Below are 20,708 nucleotides of genomic sequence, written 5' to 3'. Positions count from 1 at the left end.
CCCTGATGCTGTTTGTGACTTGGCGGAGATAGGGCGCTACAGGGCCCCATGCACCGCAACGCACCGACAACAAAAACTTCCCCGGCACGAAGCCATGTTGCGACCGCGCTGATTGCAGCGCTCATCGCGAATACGGCGCTCGCGACTGGCCCGCTGTTCGTGCGGATGGCGGATGTGGGGCCGGTCTCGGCAGCATTCTGGCGATTGATCATCGCCACCCCGATCCTGTTCGCGGTCGCCACGGCGATGGGCGAGCGGCCGATCGCGCTTGCCCGCGGACGATGGTGGATCTTGGGGATCGCCGGCGTGGTGTTCGCGCTGGATCTGGCGAGCTGGCATGTCGGCATCGTTCGCACGACGCTCGCCAACTCGACGCTGTTCGGAAATTCGGCCTCGCTGATCTTCCCGATCTACGGCTTCGTCGTGGCGCGCGCCTGGCCCAGCAAGAGCCAGGGCGCGGCGTTGCTGCTCGCCGCAATCGGTGGTGCACTGCTGCTCGGGCGCTCTGCTGAGCTCTCTTCGCGGCACCTCGCGGGGGACCTGTTCTGCCTCGCCGCCGGAATATTTTACGCGCTCTATTTCGTGCTCATGGCGCGGGTGCGGGCGAGCCTTGCGCCGGTGCCCGCGCTTGCGCTTTCCTCGCTCGCCACCATCCCGCCGCTGCTGGTGATCGCGCTGGCAATGGGCGAGCAGATCGTGCCGCATCTCTGGTGGCCCTTGCTGGCGCTCGCCATCGTCAGCCAGCTGATCGGTCAGGGTTGCATGATCTATGCGCTCGGCCATCTCTCGCCGCTGGTGATCGGCATCGCGCTGCTGGTGCAGCCCGCGGTAGGTGCGGCGCTCGGCTGGATCATCTTCGACGAGCGGCTGGCGACCGCCGACCTCTTCGGTGCGGCACTGGTTGCGGCGGCGTTGGTGCTGGTGCGGCAGGGCGCGGTACGGCCCAAGGGGTAGGCGGTTGCCGGGCGGCAGCTTCGGGCCTAGATCAGCAGCCATGGATCTCGCCGACGCCACCCTCGACGAACTGCGCGCGGCGCTTGCGCCGTCGCTTGCCGCCAATGCCGCCTTTGACGGCTGGAACCAGCGTGCGCTCGACGCCACCGCCGACGGCATGGGGGTCGACCGCGACGTGGCGCGACTCGCTTTCTCGGACGGCCCGCTGGCGATGATCGATGCCTGGTTTGCGCATATCGATCGCGCGATGCTCGACGAACTTTCGCCCGAGGCGTTGGCGGCGATGAAGATCCGCGCGCGCATCACCGCATTGGTCGAGGCGCGGCTGGCGCTGCTCGCCCCCTATCGCGACGCGCTGCGCCGCGCGCTGGCGATCCTCGCCATGCCGCAGAACCTCGCCAAGGCGAGCAAGCTCGGCTGGCGCGCGGCGGACGCGATGTGGCGCGCGGCGGGCGACACCGCCACCGACTACAACCATTATACCAAGCGGATGACGCTCGGCAGCGTCTATGCCGCGACCATCGCCGTGTTCGTGCAGGACGAGAGCGAGGAATGGGCGGACACCCGCGCCTTCCTCGCGCGGCGGATCGAGGGGATCATGCGCTTCGAAAAGGCCAAGGCCGGTTTCGTGAACCGCACGACCAACCGGCCGAGCCTCTCGCGCTTCATCGGTCGGCTGCGCTACCCCGCGATCTGAGTCGCTTCCCTCTTCGCGTCACCCCGGCGAAAGCCGGGGTCCATTGGGGTCTCCGTACCGGCTCCTGCTTTCACCGAGTGGCGAATGGATCCCGGCTTCCGCCGGGATGACGGATTGTGGGACGCGAGCGCTTAGGGCCGGGCGGGACTCGCGCCGTCCGCGACCATGCGTTCGCCATCGATCGTGATCGGGCTGGCGAGGCCGGGCAGCCCCTCGCGCACGATCGCCAGCCCGCGCGCGACCACCTGCGGATCGGCGAACACCTCGTCGATACGGTTGATCGGCCCGGCGGGTACGCCCTGTGCCTCCAGCGCCTCGTAAAGATCGGCCTTGGCCCAATCGAGGATCGCGCGGGCTAGCTGCGGGATGAGGACATCGCGATTCGTCACCCGCGCCGGGTTGGTCGCGAAGCGCGGATCGCCCGCCAGACCGAGGCCGAGGATCGCGCACAATTTGGCGAACTGCGAATCATTGCCCACCGCGACGATCAGCTCGCCGTCGCGACAGGCAAAGGCCTGGTACGGCACCAGATTCGCATGACCGTTGCCCATCCGGTGCGGCACCTTGCCGCTCGCCATCCAGTTGAGCGCCTGGTTGGCGAGCACCGCCACCTGCGTATCGAGCAGCGCCATGTCGATATGGGCGCCAACGCCCTCCCCGTCGCGCCGGCGGAGCGCGGCGAGGATCGCGACGGCCGAATAGACGCCGGTGAAGATGTCGGCATAGGCGACGCCCGCCTTTTGCGGCGCGCCATCGGGTTCGCCGGTGAGGCTCATCGCCCCGCCCATCCCCTGGATGATGAAGTCGTAGCCGGCGCGGGCGGCATAGGGCCCGGTCTGGCCGAAGCCGGTGATCGAGCAGACGATCAGCCGCGGGTTCGTCGCGCGCAGGCTGCCGGCATCCAGACCATATTTCACCAGCCCGCCGACCTTGTAATTCTCGATCACCACATCGGCCTCGGCGATCAGCGCGCGCGCCGCCGCCTGGCCTTCGGGCGTGGCGATGTCGATGCCGATGCTGGTCTTGCCGCGGTTGCAGGCATGGAAATAGGCGGCGTCGCGGTGCACGCCCTCCGCATCGTGGAGGAAGGGCGGGCCCCAGTGGCGGGTATCGTCACCCGTACCCGGCCGCTCGACCTTCACCACCTCTGCGCCGAGATCGGCGAGCAGCTGCCCGCACCAGGGTCCTGCGAGGATGCGGGCGAGCTCGACGACCTTGATGCCGGCGAGCGGCTTCACGGCCGCCGGATCGCGTAGACAACGTGATCCGAGAAGACCTGTCCGCCGCCGCGATGGGTCCGGCCAGGAATCAGCCGACCGCCGATCTTCGCCATGGCCCCGCGCGAGCGGACGTTGTGCTCGCCAACCAGGAACACCACGGTGCCCACATAGCGATGGATATGGTCGAGCATCAGCCGCTTGACCTCGCGATTGTAGGTGCCGCCCCAATAGGCGCGCGCCAGAAAGGTCCAGCCGATCTCGATCTCGTCTTCTTCGGGCACGTGATGATCGTAGCGGCTGGAGCCGATGATCGCGCCGGTCGCCCTGTCCTCGATCGCCAGCCCGCCGCCGCAGGCGAGCGCCTCGGCGAAGAACTGGCGAAACACCGGTTCCTGCCAGCGGTCCGGCCGCGGATGGACTTCCCAGATCAGCGGATCCGAGGCGACCGCGTAGAGCGCGTCCCAGTCCGCCGCCACCAGCGGGCGGATGCGGACCAGTTCGCCTTCGAGCACCGGCTGCCGATCAGGCGCCATCAGAACGCCGCGATGCCGGTGATCGCACGGCCCAGGATCAGCCCGTGCACGTCGTGCGTGCCCTCATAGGTGTTCACCGTCTCGAGGTTGATCGCGTGGCGGATCACGTGGAATTCGGCCGAGATGCCGTTGCCGCCATGCATGTCGCGGGCAACGCGGGCGATCTCCAGCGCCTTGCCGCAATTGTTGCGCTTGATGATGCTGATCGCCTCCGGGCTGAGCGTGCCCGCATCGAACATCCGCCCGCAGCGCAGCGCCGCCTGCAGGCCGAGCGCGATCTCGGTCTCCATGTTGGCGAGCTTGAGCTGGACCAGCTGGGTTGCCGCGAGCGGCCGGCCGAACTGCTGGCGATCGAGCGTATACTGCCGCGCGGCATGGAAGCATGCCTCCGCCGCGCCCATCGTGCCCCAGGCGATGCCGTAGCGCGCGCGGTTGAGGCAGCCGAACGGACCCTTCAGCCCCTGGACGTTGGGCAGCAGCGCATCTTCGCTCACCTCCACCCCGTCCATCACGATTTCGCCGGTCACCGAGGCGCGTAAGGAAAGCTTGCCTTCGATCTTGGGGCTGGTGAGCCCCTTCATGCCGCGTTCGAGCACGAAACCGCGGATCGCGCCGTCATGCGCGTCGCTCTTCGCCCAGACGACGAACACGTCGGCGATCGGCGAATTGGTGATCCACATCTTGGCGCCGGTGATCCGGTAGCCGCCGTCGATCTTCTCGGCGCGGGTGCGCATGCCGGCGGGGTCGGAGCCGGCATCGGGCTCGGTGAGGCCGAAGCAGCCGACCCATTCGCCGCTCGCCAGCTTGGGCAGGTACTTCCGCCGCTGCTCCTCGCTGCCATAGGCATGGATGGGGTGCATGACGAGCGAGCTCTGCACGCTCATCGCCGAGCGATAGCCCGAATCGACCCGCTCCACTTCGCGCGCGACCAGGCCATAGGCGACATAGCCGAGCCCGGCGCCGCCATAGGTTTCGGGAATCGTCGGGCCGAGCAGGCCCAGCGTGCCCATCTCGGCCATGATCTCGCGATCGAAGCGTTCCTCCAGATAGGCGGAGGTTACGCGCGGGAGCAGCTCGCCCTGCGCATAATCGCGCGCGGCATCGCGCACCATCCGCTCCTCGTCGGTCAGCTCGCCATCGAGCCCGAACGGATCCTGCCAGTCGAACCGGCCCATCTCTGCCATTTCAGTCGTTCCTCGGTGTCTCCGGTGCCGGGGCGGGGGCGGGTGCCGGCGCCACGACCGGGGGTTTGGGCGGCGTTGCAGCGGCCGCCTTCTCTATCTCGTCCAGTGCCTTGCGGGCGTTGACATAGCGCGAGGCCGCGCTGGTCCAGCCCTCCGCCACGGAAGCGCCGGGCATGTGCGCCACTTCGGCGATCGCGGTTTCCACATTGCCGGCGGCCAGCGCGCTGCGGGCGCGGCGCAGCCGCTCGGCCGGGCGGGGGCTCGGCATGCCGGCCTGATGGAGCACGAAAAGGTCGCCGACAAAGCTGCGGAAGCGGACCCAGATGCTGTCGTCCGGTCCGGTGCCGAGCCGCGGCGCGATGGTGTCCAGCGCGATGCGCAGGTCCTCCAGCGTCAGCGGATCGGCGGCGGCGGCGACGATGGCACCCACGGCCTGCGGATGCCGTTCGCCGAAGCGGCCGCGGAGCTGCTGCTCCAGGCTGCCCAGCGGCTGGCCCCGCTCGATCGCGCGGCGCACGGCGGCGGCGACCATCAGCCGTTCGGCCTGGGTGGAGTATTGGGCGGCATTGCGCGCGCTCTCGTCGGCCTGGCGCAGCGCCAGCTCCAGCGCATCGAGCCGCGCCGCCAGCGCGCTTTCGCGCGCGTCGAGCGTCGCGACATCGGTGGCGGGGGCCAGCACCGGCGGCGGCATCTTCAGCGGCTGTGCTGCGGGAGAGGGGGCCGCGGCCGGCTTGGTGGTACCGGCCGGCGCGATCGCCTGATGCGAACCGGCAAGCTGGATCGCACCCGCCGTGAGGGCAACGCCGGCGAGGAAGCCAAGCCCGGCAGGGATCATTCGGGGGCGGCGCGGACTCAAGGTTCGGACCGGCTCGGGCGCCAGGGGCTCGTCGCTCATGGGCGCCCTTTTCGCCGCGCGGGGCGCGCGGGTCAATCGGCGAGCGCGATGGCGAGGTCGATCAGCGCTTCCGTGTCCGGTCGGGCGGCGATGGCGGTGGCGCGCCAGCCGCCGCCGGCACCCGCCGCCGCCGCCTCGCTGATCGCGGCGAGGAGGATCGCGCCGCGATCCGCGACGATCTCGGCCAGTCGCGCACCGGCGCGGGCCGATTGCACCAGCGCGACGCTGCCGCCGAGCGCCGTTGCCGCTTCCGGCCTTATCGGCAGCGGCTCGCTCGCATAGACCGGCAGCACCGCCGCGATGATGCCCCCTATGTCCAGCGTGCGCTCCTGCCCGGCCAGATGCAGCGCATGGCGCACGCCCGCGGCCTGGGCCTGCGCGACCAGGGCGGCCGCGCCTGCCTGCCCAACCGACACGACATCGAAATGCGCGCGGCGCGCAGCGGAGGCGGTCGCCTCGCCCACGGCATGGACCGGCAGGCCGCGCAACATCTGCAGCCCGTCGCCGGCGAGCCGCACGGCGTTGGCGCTCGTCAGGATCAGCGCGTCGAAGGCGTTTGGATCGGGGACGGTCCAGGCAAGCGACCGGGTTGCAAACAGCGGCAGGCGGATGGCGACACGTCCGCGCCCCTCGATCGCGGCGGCGGTGATGCGGTTGCCGGGTTCCGGCCGCAAAATGGCGATCGGCCGGCTCACCCCGCGAACAGCGCGCGTACCGCGGCCGGCGCGCGGTCCAGCAAGTCGCGGGCAAGCACCGCGGGGAGCATCGGATCCTCCGGCGCGCCTTCGATCATGCCATGGACATGGGCCGTGCCGTCCTCGGCATAGAGTTCCGCCTCGATGGTGAGGATCGCGCCCTCGATCGTGGCAAGCGCCGCCACCGGCGAATGGCAATCGGCCATGAGGGCCGCGAGAAAGGCGCGTTCGGCGAGCACGCAGGCGCGCGTCTGCGGGTGGTCGATCGCCGCGATCAGCGCCAGCGTACGCGTGTCGCCGGTGCGCGCCTCGATGCCGACGGCACCTTGGGCGGGCGCGGGCAGCATCACGTTGGTCGGCAGGATGTGCCCGACATCGGGACGCCCCAGCCGGTCCAGCCCTGCCGAGGCCAGCAGCGTCGCGTCCGCCTCCCCCGCCGCCAGCCTGGCGAGGCGCGTGTCGACATTGCCGCGAAACAGCACGGTGGTGACGTCGGGGCGGTGGCGCTTCACCTGCGCGGCGCGGCGCGGCGATGCGGTGCCGATCACCGCACCGGGGCGCAGGGCGGCCAGCGATTCCGCGCCGACCAGCCGATCGCGCACATCCGCGCGCGGCAGCATCGCGGCGATGGTGATCGCCTCCGGCCGGATCGTCTCGACATCCTTCATCGAATGCACGGCGCAGTCGATCTCGCCTTCCAGCAGTGCGCGGTCCAGCTCCTTGGTCCAAAGCGCCTTGCCGCCGATCTCGGCGAGCGGGCGATCCTGCACCCTGTCGCCGGTGGTGCGCACGACGACGATCTCGCCGTCGATACCGTGCGCTGCCTTGAGTGCATCGCGAACCATGTTGGCCTGGGTGAGAGCGAGCGGCGAGCCACGGGTGCCGATGCGGAATGCGGTCATGGCAGCGGTGCTAGGATCGCGGGAAGCCAAGGGCAATGGGGGTATTCGCGGACCCCAAAGCATCGCCTGCCTCTGGACCCTGCCGCCAGGCGGCTTAGATGAGGACCATGGCACTCATCCTCGGACTTGAATCGAGCTGCGACGAAACCGCAGCGGCCCTGGTGACAAGCGACGGCACGATCCGCGCGCACAAGCTGGCGCGCCAGGACGAGGCGCACCGACCCTATGGCGGTGTCGTTCCCGAAATCGCCGCGCGCGCGCATGTCGAGATGCTGGGGCCGCTGGTGGAGGCAGCGCTTGAGGAAGCCGGCGTGACGCTCGACCAGGTCGACGCGATCGCAGCCACTGCCGGGCCCGGGCTTATCGGTGGGGTGATGGTGGGTCTCGTCACCGGCAAGGCGCTGGCGCTTGCCGCCGGCAAGCCGCTGGTCGCGGTCAACCATCTGGAGGGCCATGCCCTGTCGCCCCGGCTGGGGGACCAGAGCCTGGCATTTCCATATCTGCTGCTGCTCGTCTCGGGCGGGCACTGCCAGTTGCTGCTGGTCGAAGGCGTCAGCCGCTATCGCCGGCTGGCCACGACGATCGACGATGCCGCGGGCGAGGCGTTCGACAAGACCGCCAAGCTGCTGGGCCTTGGCTTCCCCGGCGGCCCGGCGGTGGAAAAGGCGGCCGAGCGCGGCAATCCCAAGGCGGTGCCGCTGCCGCGTCCGCTGGTCGGATCGGGCGAGCCGCATTTCTCCTTCGCCGGTCTCAAAAGCGCGGTCGCGCGCGCGGTGAACGATCATAGCGCCGAGGACCTTGCCGCGTCGTTCCAGCAGGCCGTCGTCGATTGCCTCGTCGACCGCACCCGCCGCGCGCTGGCGGGCGTGCAGCCGACGGCGCTGGTCGTGGCGGGGGGTGTCGCCGCGAACAAGGCGGTGCGCGGCGCGCTGGAAGCGCTGGCCGAGGAACATGGCCTGCGCTTCGTCGCGCCGCCGCTGTGGCTCTGTACCGACAACGCCGCAATGATCGCCTGGGCCGGGGCCGAGCGTTTCGCGCAGGGGCTGACCGATCCGCTCGACACGCCGGCACGGGCGCGCTGGCCGCTCGATCCCGATGCGGAGAAAGTGCGCGGCGCGGGGGTGAAGGCATGAAGATCGGCGTGATCGGCGGCGGCGCCTGGGGCACCGCGCTCGCCCAGGTGGCGGCGCGGGGCAACGAACCGGTGCTGCTCTGGGCGCGCGAGCCCGAGGTGGTGGAGAGCATCAACACCGCGCATGAGAACCGCCAGTTCCTCGCCGGCGTGCCCCTCTCCGACAGCATCCGCGCGACGGGCCGCCTGGGGGATCTCGCCGCCTGCGAGGCGCTGCTGGTGGTGGCGCCGGCGCAGCATGTGCGATCGGTGCTGGCCGAAATGGCGGTGGGCCCCACCCCGCTGGTGCTCTGCGCCAAGGGCATTGAGGCGGGCACGCGGCTGCTCGTCGGCGAGGTCGCGCGAAGCGTCGCGCCGGGCGCGCCGATCGCGGTGCTATCGGGCCCCACCTTCGCGCACGAGGTCGCGGCGGGGAAGCCGACCGCGGTGACGCTTGCCTGCGAGGATACGGCGCTGCGCACACGGCTGGCCGAACGGCTCGGTGCGCCGGCCTTCCGCCCCTATGCGTCGGCCGACGTGATCGGCGCGGAGATCGGCGGGGCGGTGAAGAACGTGCTCGCGATCGCCTGCGGGGTGGTCGAGGGTGCCGGGCTCGGCCTCAACGCCCGCGCCGCGCTGATCGCGCGCGGCTTTGCCGAGATGACCCGCTTCGGCCTGGCGCGGGGTGCGCAGGCGGAGACGCTGACCGGGCTTTCCGGTCTCGGCGATCTCGTCCTCACCTGCTCGTCCACCAACTCGCGCAACTTCTCGCTGGGGGTGGGACTGGGGCAGGGGCGCGGAGCCGCCGAACTGCTGTCCGATCGCAAGACCGTCGCCGAGGGTGCATTCACCGCGCCGGTGCTGCGCGACGCGGCGGCCGAGGCGGGGGTGGAAATGCCGGTCACGCTGGCGGTCAACGCCTTGCTCGAAGGTGCGCCGGTCGACGCGGTGATCGACGCGCTGCTCAGCCGACCGTTCAGGGCAGAAGCCGTCTAGGCCGCTCTCGATGGATGGGTGGCACGGGGCTCAGAGCAGCCCCAGCCCGGCCAGTTCGCCCATCAGCGACGGCGGCAGCGCGTCCGCGCCGCCTTCCAGGTCGCCAAGATCGGGGGGAGCGTCGTCGGCTTCCAGATAGCGCCAGCCCTGATGTGCGCGCTTCGGCCGCGCCTGGACCAGGATCAGCCTCGGTTCCAGCAGGATCGCAGTGCGTCCGCCCTCCGCCTCGCCGAAGCCAAGGATGGGCGAGCGCCCGATCAGCTGGTGCTTGAGGATCCAGAACAGCGAGCCGCCGGCGATCTCCTCATGCCGCTTCGGCAGATAGCGTGTGGTCAGCGCAACGCCGCCCAGCGCGGCGCGCGCTTCCAGCCGGGAGCGCAGGAAATCGACACTGTCGCAGGCAAAGGCGACCTTCGTGAGATGAAGGGGCATGGCCGTCTATCTGGCGCGTCCGGCGCGCCAGTTCAACCGACCATGCCGCTCGCCGTCGCCAACCCGAGAAAGGCGAGGAACCCCATTGAATCGGTGACCATGGTGACGAAGATCGACGAGGCGACCGCGGGATCCTGCCGGAGCCGTTCGAGCGTTACCGGCACGATCACCCCGGCAAAGCCGGCGATCAGGATGTTGGCCAGCATCGCCGATGCGATCACGACGCCGAGAACGGGATCGCCGAAGAAGCCGCCGATGCCCAGGCCGATCACCGCGGCCACCGTCAGCCCGTTGAGCAGCGCGATGGCGATCTCGCGCCGGATCGCGCGCAGCGTGTTGGACTGGGTGAGCTGGTTGGTCGCCAGCGCGCGCACCGTCACCGCCAGGGTCTGCGTGCCGGCATTGCCGCCTACGCCGGCAACGATCGGCATCAGGGCGGCCAGCACCGCCTTCTGCGCGATCGTCGCATCGAAGGAGAAGACGATCGACGCCGGCACCAGCGCGGTCATCAGGTTGGTGATCAGCCAGCGGACGCGGCCCTTGTAGCTGTCGACCACCGGCTCGTTGATGTCGCCCTCGCCGGCGCCCGACAGGCGGAGAATGTCCTCGCCGGCCTCCTGCGAGATGATGTGGACGACATCGTCGACCGTGATCATGCCGACCAGCCGGCCGCTGGGATCGACCACCGCGGCGGAGATCAGCGCGTATTTCTGGAAGCGCAGCGCCACTTCCTCCTGGTCCATGTCGACCGGGATCAGCGTCTGCTCGCGCTTCATCACGTCGCTGATGGTGATGCCGCGCGGGGTGCGCAGGATCCAGCTGAGCTCACAGGTGCCGATCGGCCTGTGCGAGGGATCGACGACGAAGATTTCCCAGAAGTCGGTGGTCAGTGCGTCGTCGCCGCGCAGATAGTCGAGCACATGGCCGACGGTCCAATGCTCGGGCACCGCGATCAGCTCGCGCTGCATCAGGCGGCCCGCGGATTCCTCCGGGTAGGACAGTGCCTCCTCGATTGCGGCGCGATCGTCGGGGTCGAGCGCGCGGAGCACCTCGCGCTGATCCTCGACCGCCATGTCCTCGATGATCGCGACCGCGTCGTCGGTATCGAGTTCGGCGGCGATGTCCGCCACCTGGTGCGGTTCGAGCGCATCGACCAGCGCCTCGCGCACCCAGTCGTTCATCTCGGCGAGCACGTCGCCGTCGATCAGGTCGGAAATGGCGGTGACGACGTCGGCGCGCTGGTCGGACGGAACCAGCTCGATCAGATCGGCGATGTCGGCGGGGTGGAGCGGCGCAACCAACGCGCGGGCGCCCTCGTCATCGCCTTCGTCCACCGCCGCCAGCACGGCGCTCACGAATTCGGGCTTGAGCCGGTCGTCCTCGTCCAGCTGGCTCTCGGGCGCAGCCATATCGTCGTGCAGTTCGGTCTCGCTCATCGTTCGACCTCCCGTGCTGCGGCCCCTGGGCGTGGCGCTGCCATCCCCGGCAAGGATTTGCAAGTCGTCAGCGCACCGCCTAGGGCAACAACCAGTTTCTGCAGAAGAGGTGCCCTATGGCCGAACCCACCACGCTCGTTCTCACGCTCGACACCGGCGACGTGCGCATCCGCCTCCGTCCCGATCTCGCGCCCAACCATGTCGCGCGCATCGCCGGCCTGGCCGACGAAGGTTTCTACGACGGCGTGGTGTTCCACCGCGTGATCGACGGCTTCATGGCGCAGGGCGGCGATCCCTCGGGCACCGGCATGGGCGGGTCGGACAAGCCGGACCTGGCGCAGGAATTCTCGAAGGAGCGCCACGCGCGCGGCGTCTGCTCGATGGCGCGCACGATGAACCCCAACAGCGCCAATTCGCAGTTCTTCATCTGCCTCGACGATGCCAGCTTCCTCGACGGCCAGTACACCGTGTGGGGCGAAGTGGTCGACGGCATGGAGCATGTCGATGCGCTGCCGAAGGGCGAGCCGCCCGCGAACCCGGGCAAGATCGTCAAGGCCCGCACCGAGGCCTGATCCGTTCTCCCCCTGCCCGCCGGGCAGGGGGAACCCCTTTCCGGAAGATGCGCCTCAGGCGGGCTGGCCCACGTCCAGCGGCTCGACATCCACCGAGACCCGCATCGCCTGCGCGCCCGATCCCAGCACGATGCCGTCGATCGGCGCGATATCGGCATAGTCGCGGCCGATCGCCATCACGATGTGATCCTCGGCCATCCAGATCCCGTTGGTGGGATCGACGCCTACCCAGCCGAGATCCGGCCCCCCCCACAACAGCACCCAGGCATGCGTGGCATCCGCGCCGACCAGCCGCGGCTGGCCCGGCGGCGGCAGCGTGCGCAGATAGCCCGACACATAGGCGGCCGGCAGCCCCGCGGCGCGCAGCCCCGAGAGCATGATCTGCGCGAAATCCTGGCAGACGCCTCCCCGTTTGGCGAAGGCCTCGTGCGGCGGCGTGTCGACCAAGGTCGCGGTGGGATCGAAGGCGAAATCGCGCTGGATGCGCCGGGCGAGCGCGATGCCGGCCTCCAGGATGCCGCGGTCCGGCTGGAGTTCCTCGGCGCACCAGGCGGCGATGTCACGGTCGAGCGGGATCAGCGGCGAGGGGAAGAGATAGGCGGCCGGACCGGCGGGGCTGGGATCGCGGCTCTCGCGGGCCCAGGCGGCGATCTGGGCGATCGTCGGATCGCCGGGCGCGGGGATCGGGATCTGCCGGTCGACACGGACCTGTGCGCTGCTCTCGATCGTCAGGCTGCTGGCGGCATGCTCCACCACCAGCCGGACGACATTGGCAAGGCCCGCCTCCGCCCGCGCCGGATAGGTGCGGCCGCCCGGCTGCACGCTCAGTGCATATTCCTCGATTTTCTGGCCCGACCACAGGATCGGCTTCAATCGCAGATTGCAGCGCGCGAAGGCGACGGGCTGGGCATAGTCGAACCGCGTCACATGGCGGATGCGGTAGAGCATCATGCGAGAACGAGCCCCGCGGCGCGCAGCGGCTCGGCGCCGTGGAGGAAATAGCGGCGGGCGACGGACTCCGACAGCGTCCACAGCCGCGATTGCATGTCGGCGAGCCAGGCATCGTCGATCGCGGTCGCACGGGCGGTGACGAGCGCGGCGGCGAGTCCGCGCGCCTGCTCCTGCTGCGGTTCGGCCAGACCATCGTCGGAGAGGACGGGAAGAGCGTTGAGATGCGCCGAAATCGCCGCCGCCTGGAAGGCGATGCCGCGCGGGTTGCCCGGATCGAGCGCAAGCAGGTCGAGCACCGGCACGCGGGCGATGCCGGTGAGGTAGCGCTGGCGGTAGCTGATCTGGCTGTCGGCAAGGTCGAGCAGCGTCGATAGGTCGTCCGCGGTCGCCTGGGGGCCGCCTAGCGCGCGCAGGAACCCGATCGTCGCGAGGGCGCGCTCGATGCGACGCCCGAGATCGTGGAAGCGCCACGCATCGGTGCGGCCCATATGCTCGCCCGCCTGCCCCGCCAGCGCCGAATAGCGCCGCTGCAGCGACCCTGCACGATCCAGCAGCACCCCCCGCTCGGGGAAGGGCGCGTCGAGCAGGCGGATCATGTCCGCCGAAAGCCGGTCGCGCGAGACCGCGCCGATCGAGCGCGCCTGCCGGTTGATCGCGCGGACGCTGGTGAAGCCTTCGGTCGATTCGAGCGCGGTACGGGCGAGCTGGGTGAGATCCTGCCGCTTCAGGCCGCGCGGGGTGGGCGCGGCGCCGGCGCCGACGACCAGCTGGGCGAGCCGGTCGACGGTCTCGGCCGATAGCGCCGCGCCGGTATCCGCGCTGATCGAGTGGCCGAGCAGCACGCGCAGCACCGAAAGCAGCGCCTCGCCGCGCTCCAGATAGCGACCGAGCCAGAACATGTTGTCCGCCACCCGGCTGGGCAGCGTACCGGGATTGCGGCGCAGCTGGGTCGAATCGCCCGAGGGCAGCAGCGACACCGGCGCGACGGGATCGGGCCCGTGGATGCAGACGTCGGCCGACCAGCTGCCTTCGCCCATCACCGCGGCGCGGGCATCGGCATGCTCGCCGATCCGCGCGAAGCCGCCGGGCAGCACCGTCCAGTTGCCCGCCGCGTCGCGCGCCGCGAAGACGCGCAGGGTGAAGGGGCGTGGGGCGAGGCGGTCTTCCGTCACGAAGGGCATGGTCGACAGGCAGACGACTTCCTGCCCCACATAATCCTGCGGCCGGCGGGTAAGGTCGTCGCGCAGCGCGCCGCGGGCGGCGCCGTCCAGATGCGCGCCGAGCACCGGCTTGCCGTCGGGCAGCCCGAGCGGCGGGGTGCCGAAGGCCGGCGCGATCAGCATCTGATCGAGATTCGCGACGACGTGCGCGGCTTCGGCAGGCTGGCCGCACCACCAAGTCGCGATGTTGGGCAGGCGCAGCGGCTCGCCGAGCAGGATTTCGCTGAGGCGCGGCAGAAAGGCGGCGAAGGCGGGCGCCTCCAGCAGCCCGGCACCGGGCGCGTTGGCAATGACGACATTGCCGGCCACCGTGGCGTCGATCAGCCCGGCAACGCCGATCGAGCTGTGCGAATCGAGCGCGAGGGGATCGAGATAGCGCGGATCGAAGCGGTGCCAGAGCGCATCCACCCGCTTCAGTCCGGCGATGGTGCGGACATAGACGCGATCGTCCAGCACCGCGAGATCGGCGCCCTCGACCAGCAGGAAGCCGAGATAGCGGGCGAGATGCGCCTGTTCGGCATAGCTCGCGTTGAAGCGGCCGGGCGTGAGCAGTGCCATGCGCGGCTCGGCACGGCGGCAGGCGGCGGCGATGCCGTCGCGGAAGGCGGCGAAGAAGGGAGCGTGGCGCTCGATGTTGAGCCGACCCTGCAGACCCCCCAGCGTCCGCGCCATCGCCAGCCGGTTCTCCAGCGCATAGCCGGCACCCGCGGGCGCGCGGAGATGATCGGCGAGCACGCGCCAATGCCCGTCGGGGCTACGGCACAGATCGACGGCGACGAAGTGGAGGTGATGCTCGCCCGGCGGGGTGAGATGCGTCAGCGGGCGGAGGAAGAACGGGCTGCCGGTCAGCAGCGCCGCGGGCAGGTGCCCGTCCGCCACCAGCCGCGCGGGACCGTAGCAGTCGCACAGCAGCCGCTCCATCAGCTCGGCGCGCTGCGCGACACCGGCTGCGATCTCGCGCCATTCGGTCTGGTCGATCAGCAGCGGCACGGGGGAGAGCGGCCAGGGGCGCTCCTCGCCCTCCTCGCCGATCCGGTAGCCGGTGCCGATATCCTCGGCGTGACGATGCGCGCGCTCGCGGGCGATCGTCAGCCCGTCACCGGAGAGGCCTGCGACCTCCTCGAACAGCGCCGACCAGGCATCGCCGGCCTGCGCGCACAGCACGTCGCCGGCGGGCGCCTGACCGCAATAGTCGGTGATCCACCGGTCGGCGATGGTGCCGGCGTCGAACAATCCCGCCTCGGCAAGGCTGGCCACAGCTGCGTCCCTTTCTCGGCCGTGGTGATGGGCGAAACCATGGTGCCATGCAACACGGGAGATGTGCGGGACGCTCAGCCGAGCCGGGCGAGCGCCTCCTCCAGGGTACACAACCCCCGGACACCGCGGGCGTTGCACCCCGGCACGGCAAGAATGCGATCATAGAGCCCGCCGGGGCCGATCGGTGCCGCACTGCGCAGCTGTGCCAGCGACTGCGCGCGATAGCGGATGCGGACATAGCGCTTGCCGCCGCGATCGTGCAGCCGCTCCAGGATCAGCGCGCCGCCCGGCACCGGATCGTCGGTGGCAAAGCCGGGGGCCTGCCAGTGCGCATCGAACAGCCCGCCCAGATTGGCGATGTTGGTATCGTGCCCGGAGATCATCGTGACGCGGGGGCCGCCATCGCCGAGGCCCTCGCGCACGATCTCGGCAAGTGCCGCGAAGTTCGCCGCGGCCACCGCGCGCGGACGGGCGACGAGCCGGAATTCGAGCGCGTGGAATTCGCCGAGCGCGGTGACGTCGGCCAGCGTGGCACGGCCCCAGCCCACATCCACCATCGGCTTGCCCTCGGCGGTCTCGAGCAGCAGGATCTGCGCGGCGGTGGAGGCGCGGTCGATCGCGCCGGTCAGCTTGGGGCGCTTGTCCGCGCGGGCAGGGGCAAGGCCGGTGGGCGTGCCGGAAACGCCGCAGCCCGGGCGCGGCCTGCCGCACAGGATCGTGTCGATCCGCGCCAGCAGCGGCGCATAGCGCCGGTCCAGCGCGGCGAAGCCGCCGGCGCCCACCTCGGCCAGCACCGCTGCATCGGCCTTGGCCGGATCGAGCGGTGCCTTGCCCGATTCGATCGCGTTGAAGCGCGGGTCGGGCTCGTCCTGCGGGCGGTGGTCGATGGCGAGCGTGCAGCCCGGGGCGAGCGTCGCGACCCAGGCTCGGGCAGTCTCGATGGTCCGCTGGTCGCTGTCGGCGACGACGCGGAGCGTATCCGCGGTCGGGCAGCCATTCGCCGGCAGCAGGCCATAGCCACGCCAGACCCGGGCATCGACCGGCCCGAGTCGTGCCACCGCCTGGCTGCCGTGCCGGGTCAGCCAGCCGGGCCGGGTCGGCCAGTCGGGCCAGCGCTCGGGGGTCACCTCGGGCGGCATCGCCGGCGCCTTGGTGGGCGGGCGCACCCCGTGGCGCATCAGCATCACCACGCGGTCCACCACCAGCGGACCGGCAGGGTGCGTCCCCGCCACGGCGGGTGACGCAAGCGTGAGGGCCAGCCCCAGACCGATCCGCATGTTCATCCTCGTTCCTTCCTCAGAAATGAATCTGCACGCCGCCACGCAGCTGGGTGCCGTAGCGCTCGCGCTCGACCAGCTGCGCGCGGGTGCCGATATAGCGGCGCCACGGGGCATCGCTCAGGTTGATCGCATCGCCGAACAGCGTGAAGCGCGGCGTTACCTGATAGCTGAGGTGCACGTCGAGCTGGCCGTTGCCATCGGTATATTGATCGGCGGCGGCGGTCTTTGCGATCGTGTCGAGATAGGACGAGCGATAGTTGAACGCGACGCGTGCGCTCAGCCCGTATTTCTCGAAGAAGATCTGCGCGTTGCCGACATTCTTCGACTGATAGGCCAGCGGCAGGTCGCCGGCACGGATCATGCTGGCAGTGGCATGGCCCCAGACATGGGTGAAGTTGGCCGAGACGCCGAAGCCGCTGAGCAGGCCCGGCAGGAAGGTGAACTGCACCTGCACATTGCCTTCGATGCCGGTGACGGTCTCCGAGTCGGCGTTGAGCAGCTGGGTGACGTTGGCCACCGGATAGGACACGCTCGCCGCGGTGAAATTGGTCTGGCGATCGGTGTTGCCAAAGATCGGATTGTCGATCTGCTTGTGGAACACGCCCGCCGAGAGGATCGCGCCGGGGGCCGGATAATATTCCAGCGCGGCATCATAATTGACCGCGCGATAGGGCTTGAGGTTCGGGTTGCCCAGCGAGATCGCGGCTGCCGCCGGATCGCTGGTGTCGACGACCACGAAGGGCGCGAGATTGGCATAGTTGGGACGGCCGATCGAGGTCGTCACGGCACCGCGCAGCAGCAGGTTGCGGGCAAACTCGAACTTGGCGTTCACGCCCGGGAACACGTCCGTGTAGCGGGTCTTGCCGAAGCTGTTATAACCGTCGGCCAGCGTGGAGGCGGCGTTGACCAGCTTGGCCTTCACCGTATCCTCGGTATGCTCGATCCGGATACCGGGGACGAGGGTGAGCCCGCCGAACTTCAGCGTCGCCATGACATAGCCCGCGGCGATCTTCTCCCGCACGTCGAAATCATTGGCGAGCGAGTCGCTGATCGTCCCGGCCTTGTCGAGCGTCGCGACACCTGGATTGGCATCGAAATAGGCCTTGGCCGAATCATAGTCGATGCGATTTCCGAACGCGAACATACCGTCGTAGAAATCGGTCACGCCGGGATATCCGACCGGATTGGCGAGCGTCCATGCGGTCTTGGTCGACTTGTAGTTGGTCTTGTTCTGATCGTTGAACTTGTCGCGGCTCAGATATTTGCCGCCCAGCTTGAAACTCGATCCGTCGCCGATCGCGAGATCGTGGCTGTAATCGAGTCGGCCCTGCCACAGGGCTTCATAGGTGCTCCGCTGGTCGAAATTGACCTTGCTGTAGGTGAACAGCGACGGCGTGGTGAACGCCGGCGTGGTCGCCGTCAGCGTGTAGGGATAGGTCGAGGGGTCATAGTTCAGCGTCAGCGCACCCTTGGCGGTGGTGAAGGTGAACTCGCTGCGCAGCGGATCCTTCTTCTCGGCGCGCGTCCAGTTGCCAGAAAGCTCCAGCGTGCCCCCGGCGACCTGGCCGAATTCGCCGCCGAGCGTGACCGACTTGGTGTTGTCGTTCTCGTTGCGGCGGCGCACCAGGATGGTGCCGGTCGCCTTCGGCGCCGTGCCCGCGGTGGTAATGGCGAGGCGGTTCTGGTCGCGCGTCTCGTGATCCTGATATTCGGAATAGCTGGTCCGCAGGTAGAGCTTGGCGGTCTCGCTGGCGTGCCAGTCGAAATTGCCGACCACGCCCAGCCGGGTGCGGGTGAGGTTATAGTCGCGCAGGCCGTTGCCGTCCGGCACGCCGTTCACCCAATTGGTCGAGCCTTGATAGTTCTGGCTCTCGATCGGGCGTTCCGAATAATTGACCGAGACGACCGCGCCGAACTGCTGGCGCGCGCCGAAGCGACCGCCCACCGTGCCGTCCAGCTCATAGGGCACCTTGTGGTTGAGCGAATACCAGCCCTGCGCGGCGCGGGCATCGAGGAAGAACGGCTTCACGCTGTCGAAGCCCGTGCGGGTGCGGATCGCGACCTCGCCGGCGATGGCGTTGGCGTCCTGGCTGGGCAGCAGCGCCTTGGTCACCGCAACCGACTGGATCATCGCCGAGGGCAGGTCGTCCAGCTTCACCTGGCGGCCGGCCGGCTCCGGTGCCGGCAGCGTCTGGCCGTTCAGCGTCACGTTGAGCAGGCTGGGATCGATGCCGCGCACGATCGCGTAGCGGCCCTCGCCCTGATCGTTGGCCACCGACAGGCCGGGCAGGCGCTTGATGGCTTCGGCGACATTCTGGTCAGGCAGCTTGCCGACATCGTTGGCGTGCAGCGTCTCGATGACGTTGTCGGCCGCGCGCTTCTCCGCCACGGCTTCGCGCTGCGAAGCGCGGAAGCCGGTGACGACGATGTCGGTCGGCGCTTCCGCGACGACGGGCTCGGCCTGGCTGGTCTGGGTCGGCCGCTCCTCGGCGACGATTACGTAGCGATTGGGGCCCGTGGCACGGGCGGCAAGACCGGTGCGCGCGAGCATCTGCTGCAGCGCTTCTTCCACCGGCAGCTTGCCCGAGACGGCATTGGTGCGGTGCCCGGCGCCGACACTGCCCGCGACGATGATCTGGACGCCGCTCTGGCGCGCAAAAAGCCGCACGGCGCCGGTCACGTCCTGCGCGGGGATGTTGAAGCTCGGGGCCTGGGCCAGCGCGGGCTGGGCAAGCGTGCTCATCGCCACGACTGCCGTCGCGCCGAGCCAGCGATTCTTCGAAATCATGGTTCCACCCCCCGGAGCCGGAATGGCTCGGTTGTCCCCCTCTCGACGCGGGACGGCGCGATTTCCTTACGCGGGTCCTATTTTTTTTCGGGCGCGCCGATCAGGATGGCGTCCGGCCCGACATGGGCGCGGGTGCCCAGTCCGATCGCGGCGCTTTGCGCGAAGCCGGCGGGATCGTCGATTCGGAAGGCGCCGTACAGCTTCTCGCGGGCCAGCGCCGGGCTGGCCAGGTGGATCTGCAGCGGGTTGTGACGGTTCAATTCGGCCACCGCCTCTCCCAGCGTCTCGCCGTCCAGATCGAGCCTGCCGCTGGTCCAGCCCAGCGCCCGCTCGATGCCGGGCGCATCGACACGCTCGGCCTTTGCGGGCAGGCCCGCGCCGCCGATCGCGAACCGCGCACGCTGGCCCGCCGCCAGACGCAGCATACGGCCACCGGCCGCTATCTGAACCACCCCTTCGCTGACCAGCACGTCCACCGTGCCGCCATCCCGATCGGCCTCCACCTGGAACACCGTTCCGATATCGGTGATGGTCACCTCACCCACCAGCACGCGGAACGGTGCGCGCGCGTCATGGCGCACGCGGAACAGCGCCTTGCCGTCGCGCAGCGTGACCGTCCGGGCGGCGCTGTCGATGCGGGTGACCAGCGTGGTGCGGGCATCGATCGCCAGCGACGAGCCGTCGTTCAGCGCGACCGAGCGGACCTCGCCGATGCCGGTCCGGATCTCCGCGCCGCGGGCGGGCAGGAACAGCACCGCCGCGGTGATCGAGGCGGCAAGCGCCGCGCTGCCGCCGCCGAGCCACCACAAGCGGCGCGAGCGGACCGGCGGCGCCGCGACCAGCGTCTCCGGCACCGCGCCGCCCAGCATCACCAGCGTCGCCTGCGCCCGCAGCAAGGCGCCGGCATGCGCGGGATCGGCGCGCAGCCAGCGGTCCAGGCCGGCGGGCGCGGTTTCGGGGGATGCGTCGATGCGGGCAGCCCAGCGGGCCGCCTCGTCTTCAAGCCGGGATGCGGTGTCGCCGCGGTTCGCCAACGCCCAATGCTTCCTTCTCGAACCCCTCGGTCCGTACCGCGCGCTGGATGCTCCGCAGCGCCTTCTGCACATCGTTCTCGACGATGCTTTCACTTACCCCGAGCCGCCGCGCAATCTCTCTTTGCGGCAGCCCTTCGATCCGCTTGAGCGTGAAGATGGTGCGGCAGCGCTCGGGCAGGTCGGCGAGCAGCCGCTCCACCATTCGCACCTGCTCGCGCGCCGCCACCGCCGCTTCCACGCCCAGTTCCTCTGCCTCGACGAGCCACTGGGCGATTTCCGTAACTTCTTCGAACCGCACGATCTGGGCGCGACGCAGCTGGTCTCGCCACAGGTTCTTCACCATCTGCATGAAGTAGGCGCCGGGCCGGTCGACATGGGCGATGCTGTCCATCGCGGCGAAGCGGCAATAGGCCTCCTGGATCAGGTCGTCGGTATCGGCATCGGCGACGCGGGCACGGCGCAGCGCGGCGCGTACCTGCGGTTCCTGCGGCACCACGTGCAGCGCCACCCAGCGGATGATCTCGGACGAAGCTGTGCGCACGGACCTGCCT

At 69.8% G+C, this 20,708-nt stretch carries 19 protein-coding genes; 5 read left to right on the top strand and 14 right to left on the bottom strand.

The genetic code is table 11. From position 1 onward, the window contains the following. The first annotated feature begins 48 nt into the window (after positions 1-48). Together OIM94_RS11855 and OIM94_RS11850 are read left to right on the top strand one after the other, a co-directional pair. Complete coding sequence (locus OIM94_RS11855) at positions 49-954, top strand: DMT family transporter (RefSeq protein WP_264606933.1); 906 nt, start codon at positions 49-51, stop codon at positions 952-954. A 40-nt stretch (positions 955-994) separates the two neighbouring features. Further along, positions 995-1,651, top strand: a complete 657-nt coding sequence (locus tag OIM94_RS11850) for a COQ9 family protein (protein WP_264606932.1) — start codon at positions 995-997, stop codon at positions 1,649-1,651. Between the two features lie 131 nt (positions 1,652-1,782). Here OIM94_RS11850 and OIM94_RS11845 read toward each other — a convergent pair whose 3' ends face one another. From OIM94_RS11845 to hemC, 6 genes are read right to left on the bottom strand one after another with little or no spacing between them, the layout of a single operon-like run. Beyond that, the gene (locus tag OIM94_RS11845) at positions 1,783-2,889 is read right to left on the bottom strand and encodes a CaiB/BaiF CoA transferase family protein (RefSeq protein ID WP_264606931.1); all 1,107 of its coding nucleotides are present in this window, start codon (positions 2,887-2,889) and stop codon (positions 1,783-1,785) included. After that, entirely contained in the window at positions 2,886-3,404 is a 519-nt protein-coding gene (locus OIM94_RS11840; RefSeq protein ID WP_264606930.1) for a GNAT family N-acetyltransferase, read from the bottom strand. The genes OIM94_RS11845 and OIM94_RS11840 overlap by 4 nt, the downstream gene beginning before the upstream one ends. Continuing rightward, positions 3,404-4,588: an acyl-CoA dehydrogenase gene (locus OIM94_RS11835; protein WP_264606929.1), complete on the bottom strand. Its 1,185-nt coding sequence runs from the start codon at positions 4,586-4,588 to the stop codon at positions 3,404-3,406. Before OIM94_RS11835 ends, OIM94_RS11840 begins: the two co-directional genes overlap by 1 nt. A gap of 1 nt (position 4,589) precedes the next feature. Then, positions 4,590-5,483: a hypothetical protein gene (locus OIM94_RS11830; RefSeq protein WP_264606928.1), complete on the bottom strand. Its 894-nt coding sequence runs from the start codon at positions 5,481-5,483 to the stop codon at positions 4,590-4,592. 32 nt (positions 5,484-5,515) lie between these two features. Next, a complete protein-coding gene (locus tag OIM94_RS11825) occupies positions 5,516-6,178 on the bottom strand; it encodes a uroporphyrinogen-III synthase (protein ID WP_264606927.1) in 663 nt (220 codons plus the stop codon). Beyond that, the gene (gene hemC, locus OIM94_RS11820; protein WP_264606926.1) at positions 6,175-7,080 is read right to left on the bottom strand and encodes a hydroxymethylbilane synthase; all 906 of its coding nucleotides are present in this window, start codon (positions 7,078-7,080) and stop codon (positions 6,175-6,177) included. Before hemC ends, OIM94_RS11825 begins: the two co-directional genes overlap by 4 nt. A gap of 107 nt (positions 7,081-7,187) precedes the next feature. On the opposite strand from hemC, the gene tsaD reads away from it, so the two are divergent. After that, complete coding sequence (gene tsaD, locus OIM94_RS11815) at positions 7,188-8,213, top strand: tRNA (adenosine(37)-N6)-threonylcarbamoyltransferase complex transferase subunit TsaD (RefSeq protein WP_264606925.1); 1,026 nt, start codon at positions 7,188-7,190, stop codon at positions 8,211-8,213. Beyond that, positions 8,210-9,187, top strand: coding sequence for an NAD(P)H-dependent glycerol-3-phosphate dehydrogenase (locus tag OIM94_RS11810; protein WP_264606924.1), 978 nt, complete (start codon positions 8,210-8,212; stop codon positions 9,185-9,187). Before tsaD ends, OIM94_RS11810 begins: the two co-directional genes overlap by 4 nt. A gap of 30 nt (positions 9,188-9,217) precedes the next feature. Here OIM94_RS11810 and OIM94_RS11805 read toward each other — a convergent pair whose 3' ends face one another. Together OIM94_RS11805 and mgtE are read right to left on the bottom strand one after the other, a co-directional pair. After that, on the bottom strand, positions 9,218-9,619 hold the full coding sequence (locus OIM94_RS11805; RefSeq protein ID WP_264606923.1) for a DUF1489 family protein: 402 nt from the start codon (positions 9,617-9,619) through the stop codon (positions 9,218-9,220). A 32-nt stretch (positions 9,620-9,651) separates the two neighbouring features. Beyond that, positions 9,652-11,055 carry a magnesium transporter gene (gene mgtE, locus OIM94_RS11800; RefSeq protein WP_264606922.1) on the bottom strand — a complete coding sequence of 468 codons (1,404 nt, stop codon included), beginning with the start codon at positions 11,053-11,055 and terminating at the stop codon, positions 9,652-9,654. Positions 11,056-11,171: 116 nt separating this feature from the next. Between mgtE and OIM94_RS11795 the strand changes: the two genes are divergently transcribed. Beyond that, positions 11,172-11,627, top strand: a complete 456-nt coding sequence (locus tag OIM94_RS11795; protein ID WP_264606921.1) for a peptidylprolyl isomerase — start codon at positions 11,172-11,174, stop codon at positions 11,625-11,627. Between the two features lie 54 nt (positions 11,628-11,681). Here OIM94_RS11795 and OIM94_RS11790 read toward each other — a convergent pair whose 3' ends face one another. The 6 genes from OIM94_RS11790 to OIM94_RS11765 form a co-directional block, all read right to left on the bottom strand. Beyond that, complete coding sequence (locus OIM94_RS11790; protein ID WP_264609895.1) at positions 11,682-12,575, bottom strand: transglutaminase family protein; 894 nt, start codon at positions 12,573-12,575, stop codon at positions 11,682-11,684. Next, the gene (locus tag OIM94_RS11785; protein WP_264606920.1) at positions 12,575-15,055 is read right to left on the bottom strand and encodes a circularly permuted type 2 ATP-grasp protein; all 2,481 of its coding nucleotides are present in this window, start codon (positions 15,053-15,055) and stop codon (positions 12,575-12,577) included. The genes OIM94_RS11790 and OIM94_RS11785 overlap by 1 nt, the downstream gene beginning before the upstream one ends. 74 nt (positions 15,056-15,129) lie before the next feature. After that, on the bottom strand, positions 15,130-16,338 hold the full coding sequence (locus tag OIM94_RS11780) for a histidine-type phosphatase (RefSeq protein ID WP_264606919.1): 1,209 nt from the start codon (positions 16,336-16,338) through the stop codon (positions 15,130-15,132). 13 nt (positions 16,339-16,351) lie between these two features. After that, positions 16,352-19,123: a TonB-dependent receptor gene (locus OIM94_RS11775; RefSeq protein WP_264606918.1), complete on the bottom strand. Its 2,772-nt coding sequence runs from the start codon at positions 19,121-19,123 to the stop codon at positions 16,352-16,354. Positions 19,124-19,200: 77 nt separating this feature from the next. Beyond that, positions 19,201-20,157 carry a FecR family protein gene (locus OIM94_RS11770; RefSeq protein WP_264606917.1) on the bottom strand — a complete coding sequence of 319 codons (957 nt, stop codon included), beginning with the start codon at positions 20,155-20,157 and terminating at the stop codon, positions 19,201-19,203. Beyond that, positions 20,123-20,698: an RNA polymerase sigma factor gene (locus tag OIM94_RS11765; protein WP_264606916.1), complete on the bottom strand. Its 576-nt coding sequence runs from the start codon at positions 20,696-20,698 to the stop codon at positions 20,123-20,125. The genes OIM94_RS11770 and OIM94_RS11765 overlap by 35 nt, the downstream gene beginning before the upstream one ends. Positions 20,699-20,708: the final 10 nt, after the last annotated feature.

Origin of the sequence: Sphingomonas sp. R1, assembly GCF_025960285.1 — a bacterium.
GTDB lineage: Bacteria > Pseudomonadota > Alphaproteobacteria > Sphingomonadales > Sphingomonadaceae > Sphingomonas.
Note: the sequence above shows the minus strand (reverse complement) of the source record. Positions and strands in the feature narration are given on the sequence as shown.

What these genes read in the sequence shown, in the direction of transcription:
- OIM94_RS11780 (WP_264606919.1), bottom strand. Translation starts at nt 16,338, where the DNA reads ATGAACATGCGGATCGGTCTGGGGCTGGCCCTCACGCTTGCGTCACCC.
- OIM94_RS11835 (WP_264606929.1), bottom strand. Translation starts at nt 4,588, where the DNA reads ATGGCAGAGATGGGCCGGTTCGACTGGCAGGATCCGTTCGGGCTCGAT.
- OIM94_RS11855 (WP_264606933.1), top strand. Translation starts at nt 49, where the DNA reads ATGCACCGCAACGCACCGACAACAAAAACTTCCCCGGCACGAAGCCAT.
- mgtE (WP_264606922.1), bottom strand. Translation starts at nt 11,055, where the DNA reads ATGAGCGAGACCGAACTGCACGACGATATGGCTGCGCCCGAGAGCCAG.
- OIM94_RS11810 (WP_264606924.1), top strand. Translation starts at nt 8,210, where the DNA reads ATGAAGATCGGCGTGATCGGCGGCGGCGCCTGGGGCACCGCGCTCGCC.
- OIM94_RS11840 (WP_264606930.1), bottom strand. Translation starts at nt 3,404, where the DNA reads ATGGCGCCTGATCGGCAGCCGGTGCTCGAAGGCGAACTGGTCCGCATC.
- OIM94_RS11805 (WP_264606923.1), bottom strand. Translation starts at nt 9,619, where the DNA reads ATGCCCCTTCATCTCACGAAGGTCGCCTTTGCCTGCGACAGTGTCGAT.
- OIM94_RS11775 (WP_264606918.1), bottom strand. Translation starts at nt 19,123, where the DNA reads ATGATTTCGAAGAATCGCTGGCTCGGCGCGACGGCAGTCGTGGCGATG.
- OIM94_RS11850 (WP_264606932.1), top strand. Translation starts at nt 995, where the DNA reads ATGGATCTCGCCGACGCCACCCTCGACGAACTGCGCGCGGCGCTTGCG.
- OIM94_RS11830 (WP_264606928.1), bottom strand. Translation starts at nt 5,483, where the DNA reads ATGAGCGACGAGCCCCTGGCGCCCGAGCCGGTCCGAACCTTGAGTCCG.
- OIM94_RS11790 (WP_264609895.1), bottom strand. Translation starts at nt 12,575, where the DNA reads ATGCTCTACCGCATCCGCCATGTGACGCGGTTCGACTATGCCCAGCCC.
- OIM94_RS11795 (WP_264606921.1), top strand. Translation starts at nt 11,172, where the DNA reads ATGGCCGAACCCACCACGCTCGTTCTCACGCTCGACACCGGCGACGTG.
- tsaD (WP_264606925.1), top strand. Translation starts at nt 7,188, where the DNA reads ATGGCACTCATCCTCGGACTTGAATCGAGCTGCGACGAAACCGCAGCG.
- hemC (WP_264606926.1), bottom strand. Translation starts at nt 7,080, where the DNA reads ATGACCGCATTCCGCATCGGCACCCGTGGCTCGCCGCTCGCTCTCACC.